General features: G+C 70.8%; 19 protein-coding genes. 12 read left to right on the top strand and 7 right to left on the bottom strand.

From position 1 onward, the window contains the following. Positions 1–131 precede the first annotated feature (131 nt). A complete protein-coding gene (locus tag ACIRRY_RS02075; protein WP_403966790.1) occupies positions 132–1,469 on the bottom strand; it encodes a 6-phospho-beta-glucosidase in 1,338 nt (445 codons plus the stop codon). After that, positions 1,466–2,230 (bottom strand): DeoR/GlpR family DNA-binding transcription regulator, encoded by a 765-nt coding sequence (locus ACIRRY_RS02070; RefSeq protein ID WP_403966787.1) that lies wholly within the window; start codon positions 2,228–2,230, stop codon positions 1,466–1,468. The genes ACIRRY_RS02075 and ACIRRY_RS02070 overlap by 4 nt, the downstream gene beginning before the upstream one ends. 127 nt (positions 2,231–2,357) lie before the next feature. Here ACIRRY_RS02070 and ACIRRY_RS02065 point away from each other — a divergent pair, with 127 nt between their 5' ends. From ACIRRY_RS02065 to ACIRRY_RS02025, 9 genes are all read left to right on the top strand, one after another. Next, positions 2,358–3,377: a carbohydrate kinase family protein gene (locus tag ACIRRY_RS02065; RefSeq protein WP_403966784.1), complete on the top strand. Its 1,020-nt coding sequence runs from the start codon at positions 2,358–2,360 to the stop codon at positions 3,375–3,377. A 143-nt stretch (positions 3,378–3,520) separates the two neighbouring features. Next, positions 3,521–4,801, top strand: a complete 1,281-nt coding sequence (locus ACIRRY_RS02060; RefSeq protein ID WP_403966781.1) for an ABC transporter substrate-binding protein — start codon at positions 3,521–3,523, stop codon at positions 4,799–4,801. 34 nt (positions 4,802–4,835) lie between these two features. Then, complete coding sequence (locus ACIRRY_RS02055; protein ID WP_403968314.1) at positions 4,836–5,810, top strand: carbohydrate ABC transporter permease; 975 nt, start codon at positions 4,836–4,838, stop codon at positions 5,808–5,810. A 104-nt stretch (positions 5,811–5,914) separates the two neighbouring features. Further along, entirely contained in the window at positions 5,915–6,700 is a 786-nt protein-coding gene (locus tag ACIRRY_RS02050; protein WP_403968312.1) for a carbohydrate ABC transporter permease, read from the top strand. 162 nt (positions 6,701–6,862) lie between these two features. Next, positions 6,863–7,870 (top strand): alkaline phosphatase family protein, encoded by a 1,008-nt coding sequence (locus tag ACIRRY_RS02045; RefSeq protein ID WP_403968310.1) that lies wholly within the window; start codon positions 6,863–6,865, stop codon positions 7,868–7,870. Beyond that, a complete protein-coding gene (locus ACIRRY_RS02040; RefSeq protein WP_403966778.1) occupies positions 7,867–10,818 on the top strand; it encodes a glycoside hydrolase family 2 TIM barrel-domain containing protein in 2,952 nt (983 codons plus the stop codon). The genes ACIRRY_RS02045 and ACIRRY_RS02040 overlap by 4 nt, the downstream gene beginning before the upstream one ends. Before the next feature lie 99 nt (positions 10,819–10,917). After that, positions 10,918–12,765, top strand: coding sequence for a LamG-like jellyroll fold domain-containing protein (locus ACIRRY_RS02035; protein WP_403966775.1), 1,848 nt, complete (start codon positions 10,918–10,920; stop codon positions 12,763–12,765). 28 nt (positions 12,766–12,793) lie between these two features. Beyond that, positions 12,794–14,467 (top strand): PHP domain-containing protein, encoded by a 1,674-nt coding sequence (locus ACIRRY_RS02030; RefSeq protein WP_403966772.1) that lies wholly within the window; start codon positions 12,794–12,796, stop codon positions 14,465–14,467. Then, the gene (locus ACIRRY_RS02025) at positions 14,467–15,306 is read left to right on the top strand and encodes a hypothetical protein (protein WP_403966769.1); all 840 of its coding nucleotides are present in this window, start codon (positions 14,467–14,469) and stop codon (positions 15,304–15,306) included. The genes ACIRRY_RS02030 and ACIRRY_RS02025 overlap by 1 nt, the downstream gene beginning before the upstream one ends. Before the next feature lie 14 nt (positions 15,307–15,320). Here ACIRRY_RS02025 and ACIRRY_RS02020 read toward each other — a convergent pair whose 3' ends face one another. From ACIRRY_RS02020 to ACIRRY_RS02005, 4 genes are read right to left on the bottom strand one after another with little or no spacing between them, the layout of a single operon-like run. Next, entirely contained in the window at positions 15,321–15,776 is a 456-nt protein-coding gene (locus ACIRRY_RS02020; RefSeq protein ID WP_403966766.1) for a MaoC family dehydratase, read from the bottom strand. A 14-nt stretch (positions 15,777–15,790) separates the two neighbouring features. Beyond that, complete coding sequence (locus ACIRRY_RS02015) at positions 15,791–17,401, bottom strand: long-chain fatty acid--CoA ligase (protein WP_403966762.1); 1,611 nt, start codon at positions 17,399–17,401, stop codon at positions 15,791–15,793. 10 nt (positions 17,402–17,411) lie between these two features. Next, positions 17,412–18,281 (bottom strand): amidohydrolase family protein, encoded by an 870-nt coding sequence (locus ACIRRY_RS02010; RefSeq protein WP_403966759.1) that lies wholly within the window; start codon positions 18,279–18,281, stop codon positions 17,412–17,414. Then, positions 18,281–19,198 carry an SDR family NAD(P)-dependent oxidoreductase gene (locus tag ACIRRY_RS02005; RefSeq protein WP_403966756.1) on the bottom strand — a complete coding sequence of 306 codons (918 nt, stop codon included), beginning with the start codon at positions 19,196–19,198 and terminating at the stop codon, positions 18,281–18,283. The genes ACIRRY_RS02010 and ACIRRY_RS02005 overlap by 1 nt, the downstream gene beginning before the upstream one ends. A gap of 305 nt (positions 19,199–19,503) precedes the next feature. Between ACIRRY_RS02005 and ACIRRY_RS02000 the strand changes: the two genes are divergently transcribed. The 3 genes from ACIRRY_RS02000 to ACIRRY_RS01990 all read left to right on the top strand — a co-directional run bounded on the left by ACIRRY_RS02000 (position 19,504) and on the right by ACIRRY_RS01990 (position 22,190). Then, complete coding sequence (locus ACIRRY_RS02000) at positions 19,504–19,929, top strand: MarR family winged helix-turn-helix transcriptional regulator (protein ID WP_403968308.1); 426 nt, start codon at positions 19,504–19,506, stop codon at positions 19,927–19,929. 22 nt (positions 19,930–19,951) lie between these two features. Next, complete coding sequence (locus ACIRRY_RS01995) at positions 19,952–20,722, top strand: IclR family transcriptional regulator (RefSeq protein ID WP_403966753.1); 771 nt, start codon at positions 19,952–19,954, stop codon at positions 20,720–20,722. A 337-nt stretch (positions 20,723–21,059) separates the two neighbouring features. After that, complete coding sequence (locus ACIRRY_RS01990) at positions 21,060–22,190, top strand: ATP-binding protein (protein WP_403966750.1); 1,131 nt, start codon at positions 21,060–21,062, stop codon at positions 22,188–22,190. A 110-nt stretch (positions 22,191–22,300) separates the two neighbouring features. Here the strand turns inward: ACIRRY_RS01990 and ACIRRY_RS01985 are convergent, their stop codons facing one another. Next, the gene (locus ACIRRY_RS01985; protein WP_403966747.1) at positions 22,301–24,997 is read right to left on the bottom strand and encodes an FAD/NAD(P)-binding protein; all 2,697 of its coding nucleotides are present in this window, start codon (positions 24,995–24,997) and stop codon (positions 22,301–22,303) included. Positions 24,998–25,071: the final 74 nt, after the last annotated feature.

Here is a 25,071-nt window from a genome sequence, read left to right as displayed (position 1 = left end):
GGTCTCCAGGGAACCAGGGAGCTGAGCTGCTGAGAACGTGGGGAGTTGTTGAGAGCGTGCGGAGCTGTTGAGGACTCGCTGTCGAGACCTCACTGTCGAGAACTCGGGGAAAGCGCTTACTGGGGCGGTGCCTACTTAAGGTACGCCAGACCCGGGTGGACCTCGGTATAGCCCTCCACCAGGCGGCGCGCGACGTTCACGGAGTCGACCAGCGGGTGCAGCGCGAAGGCCTTCACCGCCGTCGTTCGGGAGCCGTTCTCGGCCGCCGCGAGGACCTCGCGCTCGACGCCCTTGACCGCGCAGACCAGGCCGGTGGCGTGGTCGGGCAGCGGGGCGACCGCGACGGGGTGGGCGCCGTTGGCGTCGACCAGGCACGGCACCTCGATGACGGCGTCCGCGTCGAGGACGGACAGGGCACCTTGGTTGCGGACGTTGAGGATCAGGGTGGTGCGTTCGTCGCGGGCGATGGCCCGCATTAGGGCGAGGGCGACCTTCTCGTACCCGCCGGAGAGGTCGTCGGCGTCGCGTTCGCCGGCGCCGGCCGTCTCCCGGTTCTCGGACATGTAGGTCGCCTCGCGCTCGGCGCGGGTGCGGTCCCAGGCGGTGAGCGCGGCGGCGTCCGGGCGCTTCATCTCGTCGTAGAACTGGGCCTGTTGGTCACGGAGGAACGCGCCGCGGGTCCGCTCGACCTCGCGGTAGGCGCGGACGGTCTCGCGGTTGAAGTAGTAGTAGTGCAGGTACTCGTTCGGGATCGCGCCCAGCGACTGGAGCCAGTCGGTGCCGAAGAGCTTGCCCTCCTCGAAGGAGCCGAGCAGGTCGGTGTCGGCGAGCAGGCGCGGGAGTTCGTCGCGGCCGGCCACACGCAGGCCGCGTACCCAGCCGAGGTGGTTGAGGCCGACGTAGTCGATGAAGGCCTCGCGCGGGTTGGCGCCGAGCACCTTGGCGATACGGCGACCGAGGCCGACCGGGGAGTCGCAGATGCCGATGACGCGGTCGCCGAGGTGGCGGGACATGGCCTCGGTGACCAGGCCGGCGGGGTTGGTGAAGTTGATGACCCAGGCGTCGGGGGCGAGACGGGCCACGCGTTGCGCGATGTCGACGGCGACGGGGACGGTTCGCAGACCATAGGCAATACCGCCGGCGCCGACCGTCTCCTGGCCGAGGACGCCTTCCGCCAATGCCACGCGCTCGTCGTTCGCGCGGCCCTCCAGGCCGCCGACGCGGATCGCGGAGAAGACGAAGTCGGCGCCGCGCAGGGCCTCGTCGAGGTCGGTGGTGGCGGTGACCTTGGGGGCGTCGGGCACGGTGGCGGCCTGTTCGGCCAGTACACGGGCGACCGCATACAGTCGACTGTCGTCGAGATCGTGCAGCACCACTTCGGTGACCCGGCCCTCGCCGCGGTCCGTCAGCAGTGCCCCGTACACGAGCGGCACCCGGAACCCGCCGCCGCCCAGAATCGTCAGCTTCACGCTTTCACCTTTCCTGCCACGACGACCTCGACGCCCGCTTCCTCCAGGGAGGAGCGGGTCACCGGGTCGACCGGGGCGTTCGTCACCACCGCGTCCAGGTCCTCGGGACCGCACACCTTCGCCATCCCCGTACCCGGGAACTTCTGCGCGTCGGCGAGCAGGACGACCTTTTCGGCGGCCTTGATCATGGCTCGCTTGACCGGCACCTCGACGACCGTCGTGTCCATCACCTGCCCGCCGGGCCGCACTCCACTGGTGCCGAGGAAGAGCCAGTCGGCGTGCAGTTGGCGCAGGTTGTCCTCGGTGAGGAAGCCCACCAGGGAGCGGTACTCTCGCCGGACCATGCCGCCGAGCAGCACCAGTTCGATGCCCTCGTCGTCGGCCAGCTCCTCGTAGACCACGAGGTTGCTGGTGATCACGGTGAGCCGGCGGCCGTGCAGTTGCCGGGCGAGCCGGTAGGCGGTGGTGCCGATGTCCAGGAGGACCGACTCGCCGTCCGCCACCATGGCGGCGGCGCGCGCGGCTATCGCGTCCTTCTCGGCCACCCGCACCTCGGCGACCTCGGCGAAGGGCTGATCGCCCTCGTCGGCCACGGCACCGCCGTGGACCCGGGTGAGCAGTCCGTCCTCCTCCAGTTTGAGCAGGTCGCGCCGGATGGTGGCCGGACTCACGCCCAGTTGCTCGGAGAGGTCGGTCACAGAGGCGGGGCCACCGGAGCGAAGGGCCCGCAGGATGAGTTGGTGTCGTCGTTCTGCCAGCACGCGGTGCACACTACTCGTCATCTTCAATCATTTCCATGCTCAGTTCTGCTCGGGTATTGACCAATCTCCCCGGGCAGAGCACGATTCCGGCATCGAAAATGACGAGTTTTGACGAGAGGTGGCGCGCGTGGACGACGACAGGCCCGATGTGCTGCTGACCGGGCTGCTCTTCTACGACCTCGTCCTGACGGGTCTGGGAAAGCCGCCGACGCCGGGCGAGGAGATCTGGACGGCGGGCATGGGCTGCGGCCCCGGCGGCATCGCGAACCTCGCGGTGGCCACGGCCCGCTTCGGCCTGCGCACCTCGCTGGCCACGGTCTTCGGTGACGACTTCTACGGCGAGTACTGCCGGGACGTCCTGTGCGACCAGGAGAATATCGACCTCTCGCTCTCCCGCACCGCGGACGGCTGGCCCACCCCCGTCACCGTCTCGCTCGCGACCGGCCACGACCGGGCGCTGGTCACCCACGGCCAGGAGCCCCCGTTCTCGCAGGACGCGCTGATGGGCGACCCGCCCGAGGCGCGCACGGCGCTGGTGCACATCGAGGCCGAGCCGCGCGAGTGGATCGCCAAGGCCGCCGCGAACGGCACCCACGTCTACGCGGACGTCGGCTGGGACCCCACCCAGGAGTGGTCCCGCGACCTCCTCGACCAACTCGCCCTGTGCCACGCCTTCCTCCCGAACGAGACCGAGGCGATGGCCTACACCCGCACCGACAGCGCGGTAGCGGCCCTCGGCACGCTCGCGGAACTGGTGCCGGTGGCGGTCGTCACCCGGGGCGGGGACGGCGCGATCGCCGTCGACCAGACCACCGGGGAGTACGCGGAGGTCCCGGCCCTCGCCGTGGACGTCCTGGACGCGACCGGCGCAGGAGACGTCTTCGGGGCGAGCTTCGTCACGGCCTCCCTCGGCGGCTGGCCCCTGGCCGAACGGCTGCGGTTCGCGGTCCTCGCGGCCGGGCTGTCCGTACGGCACCACGGCGGCGCCCTCGCGGCTCCCGGCTGGTACGGCGTCGACCGCTGGTGGCGCTCCCTGACCGATCCCGACCTGAAGCGGACCTACGGCTTCCTCGCCGACCGGCTGCCGGCGGACGTGGGCTCCCAGGTGCACCACGCGCCCGTCACCCCGCCCGCCCGACAGCACTGACCCGCACCCGATCCACCGCCCCGTCCCAGAGCCCCACAGCACCCCCGATCCACCGCACCATCGCAGAGCCCCACAGCACCCCCGCCCCACACCCACACCACCACGCCCCTCAGTACCACGCACAGGAACAACAGGAGTGACCCGTGGACCTTTCACGCAGAGGCTTCCTCCAGGCCGCCGCCCTCACCGCGGCCGCGTCCGGCCTGACCGTCGCATGCGGCGGCGGCTCCGGATCGGGCGGAACCAAGAACGGCAAGAACCTCACCCTGTGGTACTGGGGCGGCGCGCTCAGCGACAAGGTGGTGGCGGAGGCGAAGACCCACTTCAGCGGTACGGTCAAGCTGACGGCCGCCTCCATCGGCGGTGACTTCAAGCAGAAGCTCACCACCACCCTCGCCGCGGGCGGCTCCTCCGTGCCCGACATCACCGGCATCAAGGGCGAGGACATCGCGTCCTTCCTGCCCAACGCCTCCCGCTTCCTCGACCTGAACGACCTGGGCTTCAAGAAGGTCTCCTCGCAGTACCTGGACTGGAAGACGAAGCTCGCCCAGACCTCCGACGGCAAGCAGATCGGCTTCCCGATCGACATCGGCCCGACCGCGCTCTTCTACCGCGAGGACCTGTTCGCCAAGGCCGGCGTGGACACCGACCCCGACAAGGTCGCCGCCCTGGTCACGACCTGGGAGGACTACTTCCAGCTCGGCATGGAGCTTCAGAAGAAGAACCCCGGCACCTACCTGGTCAACAACCTCGGCTCCATGTTCGACATGACCATCGGCCAGGGCACCCAGCGGTTCATCGACAAGAACAACCACTTCATCGGCGACCAGGACCACATCCGCGCCGCCTGGACCACCTCGGTCCGCCCCTACACCCTGGGGCTCGACGCCAAGATCAACGACAACAGCTGGAACGCCGCCGTCGGCAAGAACCTCCTCACCGAGTTGGGCGCGGCCTGGCACGCGCTGGACATCGAGCAGGCCGCCCCTCAGACCAAGGGCAAGTGGCGGGTGTGCGCGATGCCCGTCGGACCGGCCAACCAGGGCGGCTCCTACCTGGCCCTGCCCAAGCAGTGCCGCAACCCCGAAGAGGCCTTCAAGATCATCAGCTGGATCCTCAGCCCGGCCAACGACGCCCGCGGGTTCACCGACGCCGCCATCTTCCCCGCGGCCCCGGCCGCGTACACCATGCCGGCCATGACCGGCCCCGACGCCTTCTTCGGCGGACAGAAGATCATCGAGGTCTTCGGGCCGGCCGCCAAGTCCGTCCCGGCCGCCTACGAGGCCCCGGCCGACGCCGCTGTCATGGCCCCCTACAAGACGGAGCTGACCAATATCGAGGCCAAGGGCAAGAAGCCCGACGACGCCTGGAACGACGCGGTCAGCCAGGCCAAGCAGATCGCCCGCCGCCAGGGGGTGAACTGAGGTGACGTCCCCTCCGGTCGCCGGTCCCGCCACGGTGCGCGAACACCGCGGCGGGCCGGGCCCGGCCCGGTTCCGCCCCCGGCGCGCCACGCCCGTCGGCACCGTCCGGCCGAAGCGGCGCGGCCCGCTGAAGTACTGGCGGCAGTACCTGGCGATCTCGCCCTTCTACCTGATCTTCGCCGCGTTCTCCTTCTTTCCGGTCTTCTACTCGCTGTACCTGGCCTTCCAGCGCTGGGACGGCCTCGGCGTCAAGCAGTTCGTGGGCCTTCAGCAGTTCAGGTTCCTGTGGTCGGACCCGGTCTTCTGGCTGTCGATCCGCAACACCCTGGTGATCTGGGTGCTGTCCACGGTGCCCACCCTGCTGGGCGCCCTGGTGCTGGCCACGCTGCTGCACTCGGTGCGCCGCTTCAAGGGCTTCTACCGGATCGCGCTCTACGTGCCGAACGTCACCTCGATCGTCGCCGTGGCGATCTTCTTCGGCGCGGTGTTCAGCAACAACTTCGGCCTGGTCAACGCGATCCTCGGGACGGTCGGCATCTCGCCGGTGCCGTGGCTGAGCAACCCGTGGCTGATCAAGGTGGTCATCGCGCTGCTGATGACCTGGATGTGGACCGGCTACAACATGATCATCTACCTGGCCGGTCTCCAGGCGATCCCGACCTCCATCTACGAGGCGGCGAAGGTGGACGGCGCCGGCCCGGTCCGCACGTTCTTCCAGATCACCGTCCCGATCCTGCGGCCGATCATCCTGTTCACCGTCATCATCTCGACCATCAACGGCCTTCAGAGCTTCAGCGAACCCCAGGTGTTGTTCGCCAGCAACGCCGCCAACGCCAACCTCGGCGGCCCCGGACAGGCCGGCCTGACGACGCTCCTGTACTTCTACCAGTCGGCCTTCCTCAACAACGACTACGGCTACGGAGCCGCCATCGTGTGGGCCTTCTTCCTGCTGATCATCGTCCTCGTCGCCGTCAACTGGCGCCTCACCCAACGAGGGAGGAAGCCGTGACCACAGCCGACACCACGGCCGTCACACCGGCCGAGCCGACACAGCCGGCCCCGCGCGCGCGACGGCTGCGCCGCCCCAAGGGTCTGACCGCGCACATCATCCTCATGGCGGCCGTCCTGCTCTCGGTCTTCCCGTTCGCGTGGACGATCGTCATGGCGACCAACACCACCCAGGACATCTACAAGAGCCCGCCGAAGTTCACCTTCGGCTCCCACCTGCTGGAGAACGTCCGGCACGTGCTGAACACCATCGACTTCTTCGGGTCGATGCTCAACACGATCGTCGTCGCGACCGTCACCACCGTCCTGGTGCTGTTCGTCGACTCACTGGCGGCGTTCACCTTCGCGAAGTTCGACTTCCCCGGCCGCAAGGTGCTCTTCGGCACGCTGCTGCTGTTCATGATGCTGCCACTGCAACTGGCGATCCTGCCGCAGTTCATCCTCATGTCGAACATCGGCTGGGTGGGCATGCTGAAGGCGCTGATCCCACCCGCCCTGGCCAACGCCTTCGGCATCTTCTGGCTGCGCCAGTACATCGAGAACGGCGTGCCCGACGAACTCCTCGACGCCGCGCGCATCGACGGCGCCGGGTTCTTCCGCCAGTACTGGAACATCGCCCTGCCGATGATCAGGCCCGCGCTGTCCTTCCTCGCCATCTACGCCTTCGTCGGCGCCTGGAACGACTACGTCTGGCCGCTCATCGTGCTCACCAACCCGGACCACGTGACCCTCCAGGTGGAGCTGGCCCAGCTGAACGTCGGCCACACCACCGACTACAGCATGGTCATGGCCGGGGTGCTGATGGCGTCGCTCCCGCTGGTGCTGGTCTTCGCCATCTTCGCGCGCGGCTTCATCGCGGGCGCCACCGAGGGCGCGGTGCAGGGCACCTGACCCGCGCGGGCCACCCCGGCCCGCGCGGTACGCGCAGCACAGAGGAGGGATCCGGTGACGGACACCGACGCCGAGCGGACGCGGGGAGCAGCGCGCAACGGGCCTTCCGCAGCGGAGGGCGAGGGCCCTTCGGCGCCCCTGCCCTTCCCCCGGCGCCGTCCCGTGCCCGCCGGACGGGGCGGCACCCCGCGCGACAAAGTGCTCGTGGTGGGCATGGACGGGCTGCGCCACGACCGGCTGGTCCGCTCCCCGGCCCACGCTCCCGTCCTGCACGGCCTGCTGGCCAAGGGCGCCCACGGCACCAGCCTGCTGCCGTACGGCGAGGCCGACGGCCAGGCCGAGGGCGGGCCGTCGACCAGCATGGCCTACACCGACTCCGGGCCCGGCTGGTCCAGCGTGCTGACCGGGGTGTGGCCCGACCGGCACGGGGTCACCGGCAACGACTTCGCCCGCGCCGACTACACCCGCCACCCCGACTTCCTCAGCCGTGCGGCCCTCGCCCTCCCCGGCCTGCGCACCGCCGCCGCGGTGTCCTGGCCGGAACTGGTCCACCGCGGTGTCCTGGGCCCCGCCATCGGCCAGCGGGTGCACCACGACGGCGAGAGCGACGGCTACGCGAGAGCGGACGTCCTCGTCGCCGGCACCGCCCTGCGCTGGCTCACCGAGGACGACCCCGACCTGCTGTTCGTGTACTTCGGCGCCACCGACGAGGCGGGCCACGCCACGGGTCCCCTCTCCGCCGCCTACGACGACGCCCTCCTCGCCCAGGACACCCACCTGGGGCGGCTGCTGGCGGCGCTCGACGCCCGGCCGTCCGACGAGCGGTGGACCGTGCTGGTCACCACCGACCACGGGCACCTGGACACCGGCGGCCACGGCGGCGACACCCGCGCCGAGCGCGAGGTGTTCGTCGTCCTCGCCGGGCCCGGCACGGCCGCCGGCACCCGGCTCGACTCACCCCGGCTCATCGACGTCGCCCCCACCGTCCTGGACCGGCTCGGCATCCCCGTCGAACCGGACTGGGGCCTGCCCGGACGGGTCCTGCCCGGACCCACCGCACCACCCCGGTCACCCTTGTCACCCCTGTCACCCCAGTCACCCCTGTCATCCACACCACGCCCGCCCGATACGCCAAGCACGCCAACCGCAAAGGGAGCCACCCGCCGATGAACGATCCGTCGATCCACGGGCCCCGGCCCGCCGATCCCCTGATCGCCCTCCGCCCCTGGGAGGCACCCGAGCTGACCTCCTGGGCACGGCTCCCCATGAACGCCGTCGACCGGCGCACCGGAGCGCTCCTCCTGGACGGCGACTGGCGCTTCCAACTGCTGCCGGCGCCGGACGCCCCGCTCGCGGACGGCTGGTCGTCCGCATACGTGCCCGGTGTATGGACCATGCAGGATACGGACGACCTTCCGCAGTACACGAACGTCCGTATGCCGTATGCGGAATTCCCTCCGCTGTCGCCCGCGGCCAATCCGACGGGTGTCTACGAGCGGGCGATCGACATCCCCGCCGAGTGGACCGGGCGGCGGATCGTCCTCCAGGTCGGGGCCGCCGAGAGCGTGCTGCTCGTGCACGTGGACGGGCGGCCCGTCGGCATCTCCAAGGACTCCCATCTCGCCGCCGAGTTCGACCTCTCGCAGGTCGTACGTCCCGGCGCGTCGGCCACCGTACGGCTGACCGTCGTCAAGTGGTCGGACTCCTCGCACATCGAGGACCAGGACCAGTGGTGGCACGGGGGCATCACGCGCTCGGTGCTGCTGTACGCGACCGATCCGCTGTATCTCGCGGACGTGACCGTGCGCGCCGGGTACGACGGAGAGCTGCGCGTCGACTGCCAGGTGCGGGACGCGGGCGGCGCGCTGCCCGCCGGGTGGTGGATCAGCGGCGATCTGGAGGGGCAACTCCTGGCCCAGGACGCGGAGTTCGACCGGTTCAACACGGAGGACGACCGCGTCTCCGACTTCCTCGGCGAGGCCCGCATCCGGGCCACCGTCCCCGAGGCGCGGACCTGGAACGCCGAGACGCCCGAGTTGTACGGCCTCACCGTCCGGCTGCACCGCGCCGACGGAACGGTCGCCGACACGTCGTACCGGCGCATCGGATTCCGTGACGTCGAGATCGTCGGGCGGGACCTGCTCGTCAACGGCGAGCGCGTGTTCGTCCGGGGTGTCAACCGGCACGACTTCCATCCGCTGACCGGCCGCACGGTGTCGTACGACGACATGCGCGCGGACCTGGTGCTGCTCAAGCGGTTCGGCTTCAACGCGGTGCGCACCTCGCACTACCCGAACGACCCGGCGCTCTACGACCTCGCCGACGAGCTCGGACTGTATGTGGTCGACGAGGCGGACATCGAGTCGCACGACCACGCGCACGAGATCGCCGACGACCCGCGCTATCTGAACGCGTTCGTGGACCGCGTCTCGCGGATGGTGCTGCGGGACAAGAACCACCCGTCGGTCATCGTCTGGTCGCTCGGCAACGAGTCCGACTACGGCGCGAACCACGACGCGGCGGCCGGCTGGGTCCGCCGGCACGATCCGACCAGGCCGATCCAGTACGAGGGCGCGGCCAAGCGCGGCTGGGCCGATCCGGACCTCGCCTCCGACATCGCGTGCCCGATGTACGCGTCGCTGGAGGACTGTGTCGCGCACGCGCTGTCCGGTGAGCAGACGAAGCCGTTGATCCAGTGCGAGTACTCGCACGCGATGGGCAACAGCAACGGCACGCTCGCGGACCACTGGGCCGCCATCGAGTCAACCCCGGGTCTTCAGGGCGGCTTCATCTGGGAGTTCTGGGACCACGGAATCCTGCAACGTGTGAGCGACGGAAGACCCACCGGCCGCGCGGGCGCCGGACTGTATGACAACGGTGTCGCCGCGCCCGGTCAACGCTGGGCGTACGGCGGTGACTTCGGCGAGTCGATCCACGACGGCGCGTTCATCGCGGACGGCGTGGTGTTTCCCGACCGCACGCCCAAGCCGGTGATGTTCGAGCACCGGGAGATCGCGGCGCCGGTGCGCATCGAGTCCTTCCGGCACGAGGGCATCGTCCTCGGCAACCACCAGCACTTCCGGGGACTCGAATGGCTCGCCGGGACCTGGGAGTTGGCGCTCGCGCACGGCCGTACGCTGACCGCCCCGGCAAAACTGCCCGCCCTGTGCCCCGGCGAGACGACGGCCGTACCGCTGCCGTTCGAGCTGCCGGCGGACGGCGGCGAGGCCTGGCTGACGCTGCGCGTGACGACGGCCGAGGACCAGGTGTGGGCGCCGCGCGGCACGGAGGTGTGCGCGCCCCAGGTGCGGCTGCGGGCGGCAACTCCCCTGACGTTGCCGGCTGTCGGCGGCAGCCGGGTCGAGGTCGACGGGGAGGGCCTGCTGCGCCACCCGCTGTTGGCCCTCGCCCCGACCCTGTCCCTCTGGCGGGCGCCCACCGACAACGACGAGTTGGGCGGCATGGCGGCGCGCTGGCGGACCTGGGGGCTCGACTCGCTGGTCCGCAAGGTCGTCTCGGTACGGCGGGACGGCGAGCGGGTGACGACGGTCGCCGAGTACGCCGGGGCCGTGGGTGTGGTCCGGCACTGCCAGGTGTTCACACCGGTGGAGGGCGGGGTGCGGGTCGAGGAATCGGCCGAGCTGCCCGAGGAGTTCGTCGACGTGGCCCGGGTGGGCACCGTGTTCGAGACGGTGCCGGGTCTTGATCTGCTGGAGTGGTTCGGCCGGGGTCCGTGGGAGTCGTACCCCGACCGCAGCACGGGCGCGCCCGTGGGCCACCACTCGGTCCCCGTCGACGAGTTGTTCACTCCGTATCTGCGGCCGCAGGAGAGCGGTGGCCGGCACGGGGTGCGGTGGTTCACGCTGTCGGCACCGGACGCCACCGGTCTCACGGTCGACCTCGACGAGCCCCGCCAGGTCTCGGTGACCCGCCATCGCGCCGAGGACCTGACCGCCGTACGGCATCACGACGAACTGGTGCCGCGCACGTCCTGTGTGGTGCAACTCGACGCGGCGCACCGGGGGTTGGGCACGGCCTCGTGCGGGCCCGACACCACACCGCAGTATCTCGTCGCACCGGGTGTCCATCGCTGGAGCTGGACCCTGCGCGTTCTGTGAGATCACCGGATCCCGAATCCTCGGTTTCCGGCTCCCCAGTCCTGACCTCACCGGCCTTGAACTCCCGAGCTTTCACGAGCACTTATCCACGGAGCACACATGTGTACTTCGCATGAGCACGAGCAGTGCGAGAGCGCCCAGGCGGGCGCCGGGCGGCGCAACTTCCTGCGGGCGACCGCCCTGCTCGGCGCCGCCGCCACGGCCGGCGTCGCGCTGCCGACCGTCGCCGAGGGGGCCCCGAACTCCAGCTCCAAGACCGCGAGTTGGCGACCCGACACCGACAGCCGGCGCTTCACGCTCGCCGTGATGCCGGACACCCAGTACCTCTTCGACGGGCCGAGCATCGACAAGGCGCCGATCGAGGCCTCGCTGCGTTATCTCCTGGAGCACGGCAAGGACGACAACATCGTCTTCCTGTCCCACCTGGGCGACCTGACGCAGAACGGCGCGCAGCCCGAATTCGCCGCGATCGGGGAGGCGTTCAGGCTGCTGGACCGGCGGGGCGTCGGCTACAGCGTGCTGGCCGGCAACCACGACATCAAGTCGTCGACCGACGACCAGCGCGGCGCGTCGCCCTACCTGGACGCCTTCGGCCCGCAGCGCTTCAAGAACAAGTCCACGTTCGGCGGCGCCTCTTCGGACGGCTACAACACGTACCACGTGTTCGAGGCGGCCGGACGGGAGTGGCTCGTCCTCGCGCTGGACTGGCGGCTGTCGGCGCAGGGCTACGCCTGGGCGAAGGACGTCATCGCCCAGCACCCGAAGACGCCGGTCGTCCTCACCACGCACGAACTGGTCGTGGACGACGACACGTTGTCGGACTACGGGCAGCAGCTGTGGGACCGGCTCATCGCGGACCACGACCAGATCTTCCTCACGCTGAACGGCCACTACTGGCCCGCGGGCCGGGCGACGCGCAAGAACGCGGCGGGCAACGACGTCCACCTGCACCTGACGAACTATCAGAACCGCTACTTCGGCGGCGCGGCGATGATCCGCCTCTACCACTTCGACCTGGACCGCGACGTCATCGACGTGGAGACCGTGTCGCCGTGGATCCTGGGCCGGGCGGCGAAGGGCCTCAACGAGCTGGAGCGCCAGGAGATCGAACTCAGCGGCGACGCCGACCGGTTCTCCGTCGACATCGACTTCGCGGACCGCTTCGCCGGCTTCGACCCGGTGCCGGTCCGCCCGGCGCGTCCCGCGTCGACAATGCTGATCCCGGGCACGGCCGCCTACTGGCGCTTCGAGTCCCCGGTCTCCGGCACAGGCACCGTCCGTGACCTGTCCGGCCGCGGCAACGACCTCACCGTGGTCTCCGTGAACGGCGGCACCCTCGGCTGGTCGGCGGACCACCACCCGGACCAACCGGGCCACGGCAGCCTGGAGTTCACGGGCTACAAGTCCCCGCTGAAGGGCGCCTACCTGCGGACCGTGGACGGTGCGCCGCTCAACTCGGCGACGTTCAGGAGCGGTTACACCATAGAGGCGTTCTACTGGCTGCCCGCCGACTGGAACGCCTCGCACAACGCCTGGGCCGGTCTGGTCAGCCGCACCGGCCGCAACGGTTCGGTCGGCACGGTGACGGACGATCCCGACGAGCCGCTCGCGACCCTGTCCCTCTCGGACGGGCCGGGCCCGCAGTGGGCTGTACACCCCCTGAACCAGCAGCAGTTGGCGACCAACTGGGGTGACGAGACCGACCCCGAGATCTGGTGGCACGTCGCCGTCGTCAACGACGGACGGCACACCACCATGTACGTCCAGGGCTGCCCGGTGGCCCGCAACCCGCACGCTCCGGCGACCGGCATCGCCTCCTCCGGACAGCCGTGGCTGCTCGGCGGTTACGAGTACGCGGACAAGATCGACCAGATCCTGCACGGCCGCCTCGGCGACGTCCGGATCGTCTCGCGGGCGCTGCCCGTCTCCTCCTTCATGACCCACTGACAGCCCTCCAGAGGACTTCCGCATCATCATGACCGAGCAGCAGCTGCCCACCTGGGCCGACCCGTCCGTCTCCCCCACCGCCCTCGACGCGCAGGGCGTCTCCCGGCGCCAACTCCTGCGCCGCGCAGGCCTGTTCGGCGCCGCGTTCACCCTCGGCGCGGGCCCGCTCGCCACGTCCGCGGCGGCGTCCGGGCGGGGCTACGGCGGCAACGACCCGCGCCTCGCCTACCTCGTCGGCGACCACCACGTGCACTCCGTGTACAGCCATGACGCGAAGTACACGTTCTCCCAGCAGGCGCAGGCCGCCGCGAAGTACGGCCTCGACTGGATGGTGTTCAACGAGCACTCCAACTTCGGACACGCCTCCTACGGCGCGAAGTTGGAGCACGCGGAGATCCTCAAGGCCCGCGCCGAGAACCCGCGCCAACTGATCTTCCAGGGCCTGGAGTGGTACATCCCGGCCGCCGAGCACTGCACGGTGTTCGCGGCGCCGGGCCGCCACGAGGTGGATCTGCTCACGCAGTTCGAGCTGGCCTACGACGGGAAGCTGCTCGGCTACACGGAGGGCGCGGCCGGGGCCGCCGACACCGCCCGCAACGAGGCTCACGCGGTGAAGGCCCTCAAGTGGCTGGCCGCGCAACGGCGTTCGGGCTATGTGGACGATGTCCTCGTCCTCGCCAACCACCCGCTGCGCCTGGGCATCGACTCCCCGCACGAGATCCGGGCCTGGCGGGACGCGGCCCCCGAGATCATGATCGGCATGGAGGGCGCACCCGGCGCGCAGGGCGCGGCCCTGCCCGGCTGGCGTGGTGCGACGTCGATCCGGGGCGAGTACGAGAACAAGCCGTCGGCGCAGTCCTGGTCGGGGTATCCGGCGGACGCGTATGTGACGTACGGCGGTTTCGACTGGGCGACGGCGACCGTCGGCGGGCTGTGGGACTCGATGCTGGCCGAGGGCCGACTCTTCTCTATCACCACCAACTCCGACAACCACCGTACGGTCTACGACACTTGGGCCAACGGCGGCTGGCCCGAGGGGCAGAACTTCGACAACACCGGCAAGCTGCCCGACCCGGTACAGACCGGCACCGCGCAGCCCGGCAGCGACTTCTGGCCCGGCGAGTTCAGCCGCACGCACGTCGGTGTGACCCGCTACGGCTACGGCGCGGTGATGGCGGGGATGCGCGCGGGCCGGGTCTGGGTCGATCACGGGCATCTGCTGGACGGGCTCGACGTCCGACTGAAGCGGGACTGCGACCACGGCCAGGGCGTCACGCTGGGCGGCCGACTGCGGGTCCGCAAGGGTGACCGGCTCACGCTGAACATCACCGTGACGACCACCTCGCGGCCCAACGCCCAGGGAATCCTGCCCGAGTTGGCGCACGTGGACGTGATCCGGGGTGCGGTGCGCGGCGCGGTGTCCGACCGGGACGCGTGGCGGGCACCGGACACGAAGGTCGTGCGGACGGCGGACGTGAGCGGCCGCAAGGGGACGTACACACTGCGCGTCCCGGTGACCGCCGGGGACGAGTCCTTCTATCTGCGGCTGCGCGGCAGCGACGGCGAGCGACACGGCGCGGGCTACCTAGGCGCCTCGGTCGATCCGCACGGCCCGATCCCCCACGAGCCCGGAAACGGTGACCCGTGGGCCGACACGTGGTTCTATTCCAACCCCATCTTCGTCGACCTGGCAGGTATCTGATGAAGCGTCAACTCACTTTCCTCGCTGCCTTATTGGGTGCTCTCACGCTCGGCGTGAGCACCTCCTCGGCCGCCGCGACCACCTGGGTGGAGACCGGCACGGCCTACACCGGCAGCCTCGGCGGCGGTGAGGGTGTCGCCAGTCAGGCGGACGGCTCGCTGCTGTACCGCGGGCTGGCGTCCATCCCGCTGGATCTGCGCATCCAGGGCTGGAACCACATCGGTGACCCCGACATCGCGAACGGCTACGTCTTCGACGCCTACCAGGGCGCCGACACGGCCACGTCCAAGATGTACGCGGTCACCACGCCGTCCGGGACGCGCTACACGTACGTCCACACGCTGGACTCGGGCGAGAAGATCAACAACTCGTTCGACGCGATCTCGCCGGACACGCAGTGGATGGTGTCGGGCGAGTGGGGCGACCAGTCCAGACTCCAGGTCTTCCCCACTCCCCTGCTCAACCCGTCCACTCCGGCGACGGGCGGGGCGCTGCCGCAGGCCGGGCAGATCACCCTGGACAGGACGGTGAACGACATCCAGGGCTGCGACTTCGTGACGGACACCCGGCTGGTGTGCGTCTCGGACGACGCGTCGGGGAGCAAGTTCCCCGAGATCCGCCCGCTCCTCCAGGTCGACCTGCCGCACAAGCTGGACGGGCAGCCGATCACCGGCACGGTGACGAGCCTGTTCGCACTGCCGGCGCGGAGTATCTGCACGGGCACGTTCGAGGCCGAAGGCATCGACTACGACGTGAACAGCGGGACGTTGCGTGCCGAGGTCGTGCAGCCGGGCGTGTGCCAGGTGTCGACCAGCGTGTACTCGTACAAGCAGCAGTAGTAGTCGAGGGTCGCTCAGGCGTAGAACCGCGAGAGGCTCTGGAGGACGGCGGCGGGCTTCGGCCCGCCGTCGATCTCTATCGTCCCGTCGACGGCGATCTGCACCCCGCCCGGCACGTCCTCGACCGAGGCGAGCTTCGCGGCGAGCCGGATCCGCGAGCCCACCTTGACCGGTGCGGGGAAACGCACCTTGTTCAGGCCGTAGTTGACCTTCGTCGACACGCCCTCGACGTCCAGCAGCTCGGTGAAGAGCGGGATGAAGAGGGAGAGGGTCAGGTAGCCGTGCGCGATGGGCGCGCCGAAGGGGCCCGCCGCGGCCTTCTCCGGGTCGACGTGGATCCACTGGTGGTCGCCCGTCGCGTCGGCGAAGGTGTCGATGCGCTCCTGGGTGACCTCGATCCACTCGCTGGTGCCGAGGTCGCTGCCGGCGAGCTTCTTGAGTTCGTCGAGGCCGTTGACGGTGATGGTCATGTCGCTTTCCCTACTTAAGAGTTGGTGCCGAAGCGCTTGCGCACCCGGGACTTGAGGAGCTTGCCGGAGGCGGTGCGCGGGAGTTCGTCCGCGACCACCACCGACTTGGGGATCTTGTATTTGGCGAGCCGGCCGGCCAGCGACGCGAGCACCTCGTCGGGGTCCGGCGTGGCACCCTCGCGGGGTACGACGACCGCGCGCGGCACCTCGCCCCACTTGTCGTCCGGGACACCGATGACCGCGCACTCGACGATGTCGGGGTGGGCCAGGAGCAGGTCCTCGATCTCGGCGGGATAGATGTTCTCCCCGCCGGAGATGATCATGTCCTTCATACGGTCGACGATGTACACGTATCCGTCCTCGTCGGTCCGTGCCGCGTCCCCGCTGCGGAACCAGCCGTCGGCGAAGACCGCGGCCGTCTCCTCGGGCAACCCCCAATAACCGGGCATGACATGGGGTCCGCGCACGACGACCTCGCCCGTCTCGCCGACGTCGGCGGGGGTGAGGTCCGGCCGGACGACCCGTACGTCGCTGAAGAAGTGCGGTACGCCCGCCGAGCCCGCCTTGCTCACGGCGTGTTCGGCGTCCAGGAACAGGGTTCCGGGCGCGGCCTCCGTCATGCCGTAGCCCTGGAGGAAGGTCAGCCCGCGCTGCTGGTACGCGGCGATCAGCGGGGACGGGACCGGGGAGCCGCCGCAGGTGAGGATGCGCAGCGAGGACAGGTCGGCGTCGGCCCAGCGGGGGTGCCGGGCCAGTTGGTCGAACATCGTCGGGACCCCGAACATGAAGGTGATCCGGTGCCGTTCGACGAGGTCGAAGGTGGCCGCCGGGTCGAAGGCCTCGACCAGGACGCAGGTGCCGCCCTTGAGCAGGACCGGCAGGGTGAGCATGTTCAGACCGGCCGTGTGGAACAACGGGGCGGAGACCAGGGCGCGTTCGTCGGCGATCAGGTCGGTGTCGACGAGAACGTTGATCGCGTTCCAGGCCAGGTTGCCGTGGGTGAGCATGGCGCCCTTGGGGCGGCCGGTCGTGCCCGAGGTGTACATGATGATGCAGGTGTCGTCGGCCGACACGGGTTCGTCGATCGGCTCGGTGACGGCGACGTCGATCAACTCCTCGTATTCCGGGCCGACTTCGATGTAGACCCGGACGTCGGTGCTGCCCGGCAGTCCGGCGACGAGGCCGGCGTGCGTCGGGCCGTAGACGAGGATCTTGGCGCCGGAGTCGGTGAGTTGGTGGGCGATCTCCGGGCCGACGAGGCGGGTGTTGAGGGGGACGAAGACCGCGCCGAGGATGCCGGCCGCGAACAGGGTCTCCAGGTAGGAGGGGTGGTTGGGGCCGAGGTAGGCGATGCGGTCGCCGCGGCGGAGGCCACGGGTGCGCAGGGCGTGGGCGAGGCGGGTGGTTCGGGTGTGCAATGTGCCGTAGTCCATCGCCGTGCCGTCGCTGCCTGTCGACGAAGTACCGGATCCCGTCGACGAAGTACCGGATCCGGTCGACGAATCGTCACGCCCCGCCGACGGTCCTCCGTCGACCGTAGACAGTCCGCCGTAGACCAGAGCCGTGCGGTGTGGGGTCTTGCGGGCTCGGCGTGCGGGCCAGGAGCCCAGTCCCTCGTTGCGCATCGGGGGTCCCTTACGTCAGTCCGAGGAGGCGGGCGGCGTTCTCCTTGAGGATCTTCGGCCTGACCTCGTCCTTGATCGGGAGCTTCTCGAAGTCGGCGAGCCAGCGGTCCGGGGTGAGGACGGGGTAGTCGGAGCCGAAGAGGACCTTGTCCTTGAGGAGGGTGTTGGCGTACTGCACGAGTTGCGGCGGGAAGTACTTCGGCGACCAGCCGGACAGGTCGATGTGGACGCCCGGCTTGTGGGTGGCGACGGCGAGGGCCTCGTCCTGCCAGGGGAAGGACGGGTGCGCCAGGATGATCTTGAGGTGGGGGAAGTCGGCGGCGACGTCGTCCACGTGCAGGGGGTTGGAGTACTTGAGGCGGATACCGCCGCCGCCCGGTACTCCCGCGCCGATGCCGGTCTGGCCCGTGTGGAACAGGGCGATGGTGCCCGTCTCCTCGATGACCTCGTACAGGGCGTAGGCCACGGCCCGGTCGTTGGGGAAGAAGCCCTGGATGTTGGGGTGGAACTTGAAGCCCTTGACGCCGTACTCCTCGACCAGCCGTCGTGCCTGCTTCACGCCCGCTCGGCCCCGGAACGGGTCGATGGACGCGAAGGGGATGAGCACGTCGGCGTTGGCGGCGGCGGCCTCGGCGACCTCCTCGTTCGGGACGGGTTCGGTGCCGGTCGCGGACTCGGCGTCGACCGTGAAGATGACCGCGACCATCTTCCGCTCGCGGTAGTACGCGGCGGTCTCCTCCAGGGTCGGTTTCCGCTTGCCCTCGACCTTGAAGTAGGCGGAGGAGGCGTCGTGGAGGTCGTCGTCCAGTGAGGAGTGGCCCTTGGAGGACACCTCCGCGTGGGTGTGGACGTCGATCGCGACGAGGTCACTCAGGTCCATCACGCCTCCGGGAGCTTCGGTGCGGGGATGCCGACCGACTGGAGTTCGGCGCCGACCGAGGTGGGGAAGGCGTCGGCCAGGGTGTCGGGGGTCCAGCCGCCGTCGGCGTAGGCCGTGCTGATCTCCTGCGGGTGGGACCAGAGTGCCACCTTGTCTCCTCCGATGCCGATGGCCTGGCCGGTGATGGAACGCGCGGCCCCGGAGGCGAGGAACGGGACGAGGGCGGCGCAGTCCTCCGGGGTGCCGAAGCCCTCGCCCTTGCGGAGGAAGTCGGGCAGCGGGTCGCCGCCCCGCATGGCCTCGATGTAGGGGGCGAACGCGGGGATCGTCTCGGTCATCGCGGTCGCGGCGACCGGCACGATCGCGTTGACGGTGATGCCGGCGCGGCCCAGTTCCATCGACCAGGTGCGGGCGAAGGCGGCGATGCCGGCCTTGGCGGCCGAGTAGTTCGTCTGGCCGAAGTTGCCGCGCTGGCCGGCCGGCGAGCCGACCAGGATCAGGCTGCCGCCCTCGCCCTGCTCGCGCATCCGTACGGCGGCGGCGCGGGCGCAGGTGAAGGTGCCCTTGAGGTGGGTGGTGATCACCGCGTCGAAGTCCTCGTCGGTCATCTTCCACAGCACCTTGTCGCGCAGGATGCCCGCGTTGGTGACCAGGATGTCGAGCCGGCCGAACTCCTCGACGGCCCGGTTCACCAGCCGCTCGGCGGCCTCGGTGGTACCGACCGGGACCACCTCGGCGACGGCGGTGCCGCCCGCCTCGGTGATCGACTTCACGGCCTGCTCGGCCACCGCCTCGTCGATGTCGTTGACGACCACGGACGCGCCGTGGGCGGCCAGGGCGTGCGCGTAGGCGAGGCCGAGGCCCCGGCCGCTGCCGGTGACGACGGCGACCTTGCCGGTCAGATCGATGCTGGGCACGAGCGGTCCCTTCACAAGACGAGGCTGCGGTACGCCACACCGGGACCGTCACAGCGCAGAGCGCGAGGACTGCAAAGACTGCGACAGCTACGACGACTGCGACGCCTGCGAGCGGCACCGGTGCGGCTTCGAGATCGAAGCTAAGAGCAATAATTGTTGACGTCAATAGTTGTTGCCGATGGACCATGTGCGTCACACTGGCCCGGAACCACCGCACGCCCCGCCCGGGGCCTCGACCCAGGGAGCCCGCCATCGCCCGCCAGCCGCACACCGCGAACCCCCCGATCGACGCGCACGAGCCGTGGATGCGCGGGCTGCACGCGGACACGGGGTATCTCATGTACCGGCTGGGGCTGCGTTCCGGTCAGCTCTTCAACACGTTCCTCCAGGAGTCGGGCCTGCGCCTGCGCCACTACGCGCTGCTCCGTTTCCTGGCCACGTCCGAGGGCGCCCTCCAGCGCGAACTGAGCACCAGGCTCGGCTACGACCCGAGCGCGATCGTCGGTCTGGTCGACGACCTGGAGAAGCTGGGATTCGCCGAGCGCCGCCCTTCCCCCGACGACCGGCGCAGCCGCATCGTGGTCCTGACGGCGGACGGCCGCGGTTTCCTCCGCGACACGGACGAGGCCGGCCTGCGGGTGACGAACGAACTGCTCGGCCCGCTGGACGCGACCCAGCGGGAGACCCTGCACGCGTTGTTGCAACAGGTCGCCGAGGACGGACTCGCCTGACGCCGGACAAGGAGGTACGGCGATGACCACCACCCGGCCGGAGACGACCGCCCGGTCCGCGCCCGACCGACTGCTCGCCGTGCTCGCCGCCTTCGACCACGAGCACACGGCCCTGTCCCTCTCCGACATCAGTCGCCGCGCCGGCCTCACCCTGACCACCGCCCACCGCCTCGCGGGCGCCCTCACCGAGTGGGGCGCGCTGGAGCGGGACGCGTCGGGCGTCTACCACGTGGGTCTACGGCTGTGGGAGATCGCGGCGCTCGCGCCCCGCGGCCTCGCCCTGCGCCAACTCGCGCTGCCCTACCTGGAGGACCTGTACGAATCGACGCACGAGAACGTGCAGTTGGCGGTGCGGGACGGTACGGAGGTCGTCTACACCGAGTGGATCTCGGGCCGTTCGGCGGTCGGGGTGCACATCCGGGTGGGCGCCCGCTGGCCGCTGCACGCCACGGGCGTGGGACTCACCCTGCTGGCCCACGGTGACGCGGACTTCCAAGAGGCCTACTGCGCGGGGCCGTTGGCGTCCTTCACGCCGTACACGATCGTCGATCCGCTACGACTGCGCCGGGTGCTGGCCGAAGTCCGGCGCACCGGCGTCGCGGTGAGCAGTCGTCAGATTACGGACGACGCGCTGTCGGTGGCGGCTCCGGTGCGCGGGCCGGGCGGTGCGGTGGTGGCCGCGGTGTCGGTGGTGGTGCCCCAAGTGGACGCGCAGGTACCGGCGTTGGTCCCTGCGGTGCGGCTCGCGGCGCGGGGGATATCGCGGGCGCTGGGGTGGCTGCCGGACCAGTGACGGCGTCCTCGACACCCACCGGGGAACTACTTGTTCTCGCCGGGCTTTCCGATGTGTTCGCCGTCGCCGGGGGTGTCGTCCCCGGGCTCGGCCGAGGCGGTGGAGGTGGTGAGGGCGGCGGTGGAGGTAGCGGCGGACGTGGGCCGCGTGTGGTCGCCACCGTCCCCGGACTTGCCGGTCGCGTCCGAGGCGTTGAGCTGGAAGGCGGCAGCTCGCCGCCCGTGCCGAGAAGGGAAACCAGGACGCCGACAAGCTGCGCGATCAGGGCGGGCATCCGAGCGGTGACGAGGACGACGGTGACGACTACGGCGGTCTGCTGGCCGGGAGTCAGAGTCTGGTGCGGCTGGTCTCCGGCGGGAAGGTGATCGCCCAGCACGGTGAGACGCCGACCGCTCCGCTCCCGCTGCCCACCCGGGACGGCTACCGCACGATCGACACCGACGGGCAGACCTGGCGCTCGCTGACCCGTTCGCTGAGCACCACCGGGGAGCGGCTCGAAGTGCTCCAGGACATCGACCCGATCGAACGGCGGCTGGCGGACAACACCGCGATCGTCGCCGCCGTCACCCTCCTCGCCGCGCTCACCGCGGCCGGCGGTGTCTGGCTGCTGACCCGGATCATCCTCCAGCCACTGGAGCGCCTGCGGACCGGTGCGCTGGCGATCAGTGCGGACACGGCCGGGCCCCAACTCCCCGGCGTCACCCGCCCGCAGGAGGTCGCCGACCTCTCCCGCGCCCTGAACGGCATGCTGGACCAGTTGCGCGTCAGCATGGACTCCACCCGCCGTTTCACCGCCGACGCCGGGCACGAACTGCGCACCCCGCTCACCAGCATCGGGGTCACCCTGGAGACCCTCCAGCGCAACCCCGACCTCCCCGCGCCCCAACGGGCCCGCGCCCTGGAGGCGATGAGCGCGGAGCACCGCCGTATCACCGCCCTGCTCACCGGTCTGCAGACCCTGGCCCGCGGCGACGCCCACGCGCTGCCCGAACAGGCCCCCGTCGCGCTGGCCGAACTCCTCGAAGCGGCCGTCACGCACGCGGCGCTCCGCCACCCCACCACCACCTACCGGCTCACCTCCGACAGCCCGGCGACCGTGCACGGCTGGCCGGTCGGCCTGCGCCTGGCCGTCGACAACCTCCTCGACAACGCGGCGCTCCACGGCCGCCCCGACGGCACCGTGGACGTCCGCCTCGAACAGGCCGCGGACACGGTCCGGATCACCGTCGGCGACGACGGTCCCGGCATCCCCGCCGACCAACAGCAGTCCATGAAGGCCCGGTTCACCCGAGGTGCCCGCACCCGCTCCCCCGGCTCCGGCCTCGGCCTCGCCCTCGTCGACCAGCAGGCCCACCTCCACCACGGCACCTTCGACCTCGCCCCCGGCCCCCTTGGCGGCCTGGCAGCCACCCTCAGCCTCCCCTCGGCCCCCGAGGACGAGCCCGGCGAACGACCCGCCCCCGACTGACAACTCCCCTTCCTCCCAACCGAGTTGGGGGGCGTCCGCGGATTCGGGCGCATACACGGGCCTACGACGGGACAGGCCGCCGGAGCCGACACCCGCCCGGCCCGCCCGTCTCACCCGGGCAGCCCCGCCAGCATCCGCCGGTCCCGAGGTGCCGCCTTCCGGTCCAGGCGCGCGTCCAGCAACCGTCGTGCCGCGTCGCACCGTCCCGCCGACACCAGTGCGTACAGCAACGTCTCCTCGACGACCTCGCGTTGGGCCGCGCTGCCGCCCACCTTGCGCAGCACCGGCAGCAGGGCGTCGAGGCCGTGGGCCGCCTCGTGGAAGCGGTGGTCGACGAGGGCGGCGAAGGCGTCACAGAGCGGGGCGATGATCTCGCGTTGGACCGGATCGGCGCCCGCCGCGTGGTCGCGCAGGCGGCGCAGGGCGGGGAGGTCTCCGGCGGCGGTGAGGGTCACCGCCGCGTGCAGCGCGGTGAACGCGGTCGCGGGCCGCTCCAGCACCTCGACGGCGACCGAGTCCAGGACGTCCGAAGTCGGCAGTTCCCCGGGCCAGTTGCCGCTGAGCCGGGCCCGCCACAGCAGTGACCCGGAGTCGACCAGCGCGCGCACTCCGGTCACCCTCCCCGACGCTCGGCTCCGCTCGCGCGGGGGGACCCCCATCGGGGCCAACTGGGCGTACCAGCGCCTGCGGACGGCGGCCGGGTCGTCCAACGCGAGTTCGTGCAGGGCGATGTGCCAGGAGAAGTGGGCCCGGTGGACGGCACCCCGGCCCTGCCCGGAGACCCAGCCGTCCAGCCAGTCCCGGCCCGCCTCGTGCGCGCCGGACTCGTAGTGGACGTGGGCCAGCGCGTGCACGGCGTGACCGGAGGAGGGCTCAACTGCCAGGGCTCGGTGGGCGAGTTCGCCCGCCTCGTGCAGCCGGCCCTGCTCCTGGCGGAGGAACGCGAGCAGCGAGGTGTGGAACCAGTGCCCGTCGTAGGCGGGGGACGTGCGCTCGACCAGGCGGAGCGCGTAGTCGTCGTCCAGGTCGGTGACGCCGGAGAAGGCGATGGTGGGGACGGCGGCGGCGAGGGCGAGCGCGTCGGCGGGGTGGGTGTCGAGGTGGCGCAGCAACGCGCGGTCCCCGTCGGCGGATTGGACCCGGCGCGTGATCACGTCCACGAAGGACCGCTCGCGCTCGTCGGCCCGTTCGCGGGCGCAGCGCTGGGCGTCGGCGAGGGCCCGGGGTACGTCCACGGCGGCTCCGCACTCGTGGCCGAGGAGGGCCAACGCCGCGTGCGCCAGGGCGAATCCGGGGTCGAGGGCGATCGCGCGGGAGAAGGCGTCCTCGGCTCCGGCGCGCACTTTGAGGACCCGGTCGAGTCCGTTGCGGTACGCGGTGGCGGCCTCGGCACGGGTGGAGAGCGGGAGTCCGAGTCCGTCGACGGGCCTGCGGCGGGTGCGGCGGGCCGGTGGTGCGAGCAGGTGCCGCGCGAGGGCGGCGGCCTGGACCCGGATCTCGGGGATCGCGGTGGTCTCCCAGAGTTCGCCGCGCCTCGGGGCGCCGAGCGTGAACAGCGGTCGTACGCACCGGCCTTGGGCGTCGAGGAGGCGTCCGTCGCGGGTGGCGACCCCTATGCCGAGCGGTCCGGGGACGGCCGTACCGGTCTCGAACAGGCCACGCCACAAGGGGTCTTCGAGCCGCTGTCCCGGTCCGGTGCAGTCGATCACCCAACCGACGCGCAGCGTAAGGCCGTTGGTGAGGGTGACCACGAACTGCCCGTCGTGCTCGGTCACGTCGGCGATCGTGCCGGCGTGGACCTGGAGGCGTCGCGCGGTGCGGGCCCGGGTGACCGATTCGGCGGTGGCGGGGGCCATGCGGTGGCGGTGGGTGTTCCAGATCGCGCCCTCGTGGGCGAGGAACTCCCCGCGTTCTTCGGGGGTGAGGCTGTGCCAGAGTCTCGCGGTGTGCGGGCGGAGGCTGTCGAGGGCGGGCCGCCAGTCGCCGTGGGTGCGGACGGAGCGGCTGACGTGCCGGTAGACGGTGCGGCGCAGTCCGCTCAGCGTCAGGTCGCGCGGCCACTTCGGGGCTTCCATGGCGCCGGCCGGGCCCAACGCGTGCGGCTGCGGCAGGAGTCCGCTGCGGGAGACGGTGTGCACGGTGCGTTCTGGCCGGTCGAGGGTGAGGGCGAGGTCCACGGCGGTGAGGCCGGTACCGACGAGGAGGAGGTCGGCGGTGTCCTCGCGTACGGCGTCCAACGCACCCGGTGTCCAGGGTGAGTTGACGAAGCGGGGCGAGGTGCGCAGCACGGGCGGGGCCCAGGCGGCGGTCGGGGCGGCGGGGCCGGTGGCGAGGACGGCGCTGTCGGCGGTGAGGAGTCCCCCGTCGGCGAGGTGGAGTTCCACCGGGCCTTCGGGGGTGCCGGTACAGCTCTCCGCGCGGGTGCGCAGCCGTCGTACGGAGACTGTGCCGTGGGAGCGGACGACGGACTGGGCGAGGGTGTCGGCGAGATAGGCGCCGTAGCGGTAGCGGGTGGCGAAGTCGGCGCCGGTGACGGTGGGTTCGCCGTGGCGGCAGAGCCAGCGGGTGAAGTGGCCGGGGTCGTCGGGGTAGCAACTCATGCCGCCCGCCGGGACGTTGAGCCGATGGCGTGGATCGGGTGTGGCGTAGGCGGTGCCGCGGCCGGCTTCCGGGGCCGGGTCGACCAGCACCAGGTCGAGCGGGGTCCGGCGGCGTGTGGCGCTCTCGCAGAGCTGGACGGCGGTCAGGGTTCCTGCCGCGCCCGCTCCGACGATCGCCACGGTGGGCCGCTTGCGGACTTCGGTCACGAATACCTCCGGCGGTGGTCTGCCGCGGAGCCGCCGAAGCGGAACTCCGCCTTCAGTTCCTTCCTCACTATTCC

It is taken from the genome of Streptomyces sp. NPDC101776 (assembly GCF_044766845.1).
Lineage (GTDB): Bacteria > Actinomycetota > Actinomycetes > Streptomycetales > Streptomycetaceae > Streptomyces.
Note: the sequence above shows the minus strand (reverse complement) of the source record. Positions and strands in the feature narration are given on the sequence as shown.

Coding starts and splice junctions, on each gene's coding strand:
- ACIRRY_RS02050 (WP_403968312.1), top strand. CDS start 5,915: ATGGCGGCCGTCCTGCTCTCGGTCTTCCCGTTCGCGTGGACGATCGTC.
- ACIRRY_RS02040 (WP_403966778.1), top strand. CDS start 7,867: ATGAACGATCCGTCGATCCACGGGCCCCGGCCCGCCGATCCCCTGATC.
- ACIRRY_RS02035 (WP_403966775.1), top strand. CDS start 10,918: ATGTGTACTTCGCATGAGCACGAGCAGTGCGAGAGCGCCCAGGCGGGC.
- ACIRRY_RS02030 (WP_403966772.1), top strand. CDS start 12,794: ATGACCGAGCAGCAGCTGCCCACCTGGGCCGACCCGTCCGTCTCCCCC.
- ACIRRY_RS02025 (WP_403966769.1), top strand. CDS start 14,467: ATGAAGCGTCAACTCACTTTCCTCGCTGCCTTATTGGGTGCTCTCACG.
- ACIRRY_RS02020 (WP_403966766.1), bottom strand. CDS start 15,776: ATGACCATCACCGTCAACGGCCTCGACGAACTCAAGAAGCTCGCCGGC.
- ACIRRY_RS02015 (WP_403966762.1), bottom strand. CDS start 17,401: ATGCGCAACGAGGGACTGGGCTCCTGGCCCGCACGCCGAGCCCGCAAG.
- ACIRRY_RS02010 (WP_403966759.1), bottom strand. CDS start 18,281: ATGGACCTGAGTGACCTCGTCGCGATCGACGTCCACACCCACGCGGAG.
- ACIRRY_RS02000 (WP_403968308.1), top strand. CDS start 19,504: ATGCGCGGGCTGCACGCGGACACGGGGTATCTCATGTACCGGCTGGGG.
- ACIRRY_RS01995 (WP_403966753.1), top strand. CDS start 19,952: ATGACCACCACCCGGCCGGAGACGACCGCCCGGTCCGCGCCCGACCGA.